Source organism: Acidocella sp., assembly GCF_052326845.1.
Classification (GTDB): Bacteria; Pseudomonadota; Alphaproteobacteria; order Acetobacterales; family Acetobacteraceae; genus Acidocella.
The window spans coordinates 1-3,681 of sequence record NZ_JBKQJR010000192.1 but is presented as its reverse complement, the minus strand read 5'-3'; the positions used below and the strand labels follow the sequence as shown (position 1 = coordinate 3,681).

The 3,681-nt window shown below is 65.7% G+C and carries 3 protein-coding genes; all 3 read left to right on the top strand.

Features of this window, described 5'->3' with window-relative positions; genetic code table 11:
* On the top strand, nt 1–459 hold a 459-nt coding region (locus tag ACLPJJ_RS12850; RefSeq protein WP_443591376.1), incomplete at its 5' end, for an ABC transporter permease.
* Nucleotides 456–1,514, top strand: a complete 1,059-nt coding sequence (locus tag ACLPJJ_RS12845; protein ID WP_443591374.1) for an ABC transporter permease — start codon at nt 456–458, stop codon at nt 1,512–1,514. The genes ACLPJJ_RS12850 and ACLPJJ_RS12845, both read left to right, overlap by 4 nt.
* Nucleotides 1,515–1,524: 10 nt before the next feature.
* A complete protein-coding gene (locus ACLPJJ_RS12840; protein WP_443591373.1) occupies nt 1,525–3,033 on the top strand; it encodes a sugar ABC transporter ATP-binding protein in 1,509 nt (502 codons plus the stop codon).
* The last annotated feature ends 648 nt before the right edge of the window (nt 3,034–3,681 follow it).

Below are 3,681 nucleotides of genomic sequence, written 5' to 3'. Positions count from 1 at the left end.
GCCTTCCTGGGGCTGGGTTTTTTCATCCAGCGCCTCACGCGTCTCGGCAGCCACATCTACGCCCTCGGGGGAAACGAGACCGTGCTGCGCCAGGAGGGCCTCAGCGCCGCCAGGCTGCAGTTCTTGGTGTTCGGCTTCTCCGGCTTCTGCGCCGCGGTGTCCGGCCTGCTACTATCGGCCCAGTTGGACACCGTCCAACCTACTCAGGGTGACGCCTACCAACTGGACGCCATCGCCGCCTGCATCATCGGGGGAGTGGACCTGGCCGGCGGCCGGGGCTCCGTGCCCATGGCAGTGGTCGGCGCGCTGGTCATCGGCAGCCTGCGCAACGTGCTCGACCTGCTTGGGATCCATCCATTCATGCAAAACGTGTTCATCGGCTCCATCATCATCGTCATCGTCTATCTGAGCGGAGCGGTCCACAGACGCGGCGAACTTGCCGCCCGGGGCGCGCTATGAGCGCTCGCGCGACGGGGGACCTGCAGGCCGGGCCCGGCCCCGCGCCCGTCGAGCGCGGGGACATCCGGGCCCAGGCTCCGGTGGCGACCCGGACGGGGCGGACCCGGATTGCTTCCGGCATTCTCCTGAACCTAGTGGGTCGCAACGTCGCCCTGTCCATCTTCCTGGCCCTGGTCATCCTCGCCAGCCTGTTCGTGGAGAACTTCGCCGCCCTGGATAACGCGGAAGTGATCCTGAAGCAGTCCGCAATCCCGGCCATCGCCGTGATCGGCATGACCATGGTGCTCATGACCGGCGGCATCGACCTGTCCCTGGGCTACGTGGTCGGGTTGGCCTCTATTGTCTCCGGAATCATGGCCAATACTTGGCTCTGGCCGGCGCCCGCGGTGCTGGCGGCGATCATCGTACTGGGCCTGGCCGTGGGCCTGTGCAACGGGCTGATCACCCAGTTCATGCGGGTCCCGCCCTTCATCGCCACCCTGGGCGCCGGCTACGTGCTTTACGGCGTGGCGCAGATCGTCAGCCAGGGCTCGATCATCAACCGGCTGCCCAAGGACTTCCTGGCCATTGGACGCACGCCCATGTTCGGGCTGCCATCGGCGGTGTTCCTGGCCCTGGGGGTGGCGGTGGTGTTCCACGTGCTGATCAGCCGGACCATCTTCGGCCGGCAGCTCAAGGCGTTCGGCTTCGGCGCCCGGGCCGCGGTTCTGAGCGGGGTGCCCTGCGCCCGGATCAACGTCTCGGTCTACGCCCTCTGCGCCACCCTGGCGGCGCTCTCCGGCCTGCTGTTCACCATCCGGGTGAACGCCGCCCAGCCCAACATGGGCGGCGGGGCGTTCACCTTCGAGGTGGTGACCGCGGCCATCGTGGGCGGCACCAGCCTGTTCGGCGGCGTAGGATCGGTGCTGAACAGCATCCTCGGCGTGTTGTCGATCAAGATCATCGAGAACTGCATCAACCTGCTCGGGGTCTCCTACCACCTGTATCTCGCCGTCCAGGGTGCGATCATCCTGGTGGCGATCGTCCTCGGCAACCTGAGCAACCGCCGGGCGTGAGGAGGCGACGATGGAACCGCTGGTCTCCATGCGCGGCATCACCAAGTTCATCTACGGCGGCGACGGCCGGCCGCTCCGCAATACCGACGTGAAGATTCTTGAGGAGGTGGATTTCGACCTCTTTCCCGGGGAGGTGCACGTACTGGTGGGCGAGAATGGCGCCGGCAAGAGCACGCTGATGAAGATCCTGGGCGGAATCATCCCGCCGGACCGGGGCGAACTGGAAATCGCCGGCGCGAGGGTCATGCTGGCCGATGCTAGGGAAGCCCGAGTGAAGGGCGTGGCCTTCATCCACCAGGAGCTCAACCTCTGCGCCAACCTGGACGTGGCGCACAACATCTTTCTGGGCCGGGAACCGCGCCGGCGCGGGCTCAAGGACGCCGGCGAGATGTATCGGCGCAGCGCCGATCTGCTCAAGGCCCTGTCCACGGATCTTGATCCGCGCCTGCCCGTGGCCCGACTCTCCACCGCCCAGCAGCAGCTGGTGGAGATCGCCAAGGCCATGTCCTTCAAGTCCCGTGTGGTGATCATGGACGAACCCACCGCCAGCCTCACCAAGCGGGAGATCGACGTGCTGTTCGAGCTGATCCGGCGGATGCGCGCGGAGGGCATAGGCATCGTCTACATCTCGCACCGGTTCGAGGAGATCGTGGCCATCGGCGACCGCTTCACGGTCCTGCGGGACGGCCGCCGGGTTGGCGCCCTGCCCATCCAGGCGTTCAAGCCGGATTCGGTCATCTGGATGATGGCGGGGCGATCCATTGACGAGATGTACCCGCGCGCCCACGCGGTGCACCCGGAGCCAGTCTTGGAAGTGCGCGGTCTTCGCCTCGCCCCGCACACCCCGCCCATCGATCTCACGGTGCGCCGGGGCGAGGTGGTAGGATTGGGCGGCCTTATGGGCAGCGGCCGCACCGAACTGGCCAAGTCCGTGTTCGGGGCGCGCCGGTTCCACGGCGGCGAGGTGCGCTACCTGGGCCGTAAGACCAACGGCTGGAGTCCGGCCCGGCTGATCCGGGCAGGCATGGCCTACCTGTCCGAGGACCGCAAGACCGAGGGCCTGATCCCGCCTATGTCTATCCGGGAGAACCTGAGTCTGGCCTCCCTGCGGTCCGTGGCCACCCTGGGCTTCCTGTCCCGCCCCAGGGAGGAGCGCCAGGCCGCTGGGCTCATCCAGCAGCTGAACATCATCGCGCGCTCCAGCGCGCAGCTGGTGTCCACCCTAAGCGGCGGCAACCAGCAGAAGTGCGTCTTGGGCAAGTGGTTGAGCACCGCGCCGCGGCTGCTCATGCTGGACGAGCCCACCCGGGGCATCGACGTGGGCGCCAAGGCACAAATCCACAAGCTGATCGACCAGATCGCCGGCGCCGGCGTGGGCATCCTCATGATCAGCAGCGAGCTGCCCGAGCTCATCGGCATCAGCGACCGGGTCTACGTCATGCGCGAGGGCGGCGTGGTGGCGGAGCTCGAGGCGGGACCGGAGTTGACCCAGGAGCGGGTGGTGGCCTGCGTCGTCTGACCGGTCGCCCTGGCCGCCCGCAGCTTTTTTGGGGTCTTGTTTCGATGGATTGCGACGCCATCGACGGAGTCCTGCGCGCTCCGGCAGCCGGCGGCGGCTCATGATGCCCGCGAGAGGCGATGATCGGCGGCCGCGACGGGTAAGGTTTGGGCTAGAATCCCCGCCCGAGATCGGGTTTCGCCCCAGACTCTGTTGTCAGCTACGCCGCTGTTCCTCATGGCTTGCCATGTGGTCAAGTTTCCATGTCACTTTGTCGCATATAAGGTGCCGCAAAACCAAGGTTCTGTTGCGGGTTTAGCTGCTGTGTTGCGAATAAGGTGTACAGATAAGCTCTTGATAAAGCAGAAGCCGGTGTTGCAGCTTTAGATGCCGTGCGACAACAGAACCCCGGATCGGTGACGTGCCAGAAGCCGAAGTGAACTGCGGGCCGAAGCCACCGGCGACCCCCATAGGTGATCGACAACCCCCATGTGATCTAGAGCGGTTTCCGATCAATCTGTATTGTATCCGCAGGCCGTGATGTAGTTCCAGCATTCGCCGGGTTTGAAGATTTCGGCGCAGGCGTCGAGCGCGTTCAAGAGGCCTGTGACGGTTCGCTCGGCGATTTTGCGCAGGAAGGCCTTGAGCTTGGAGTAGGCTTTTTCGATC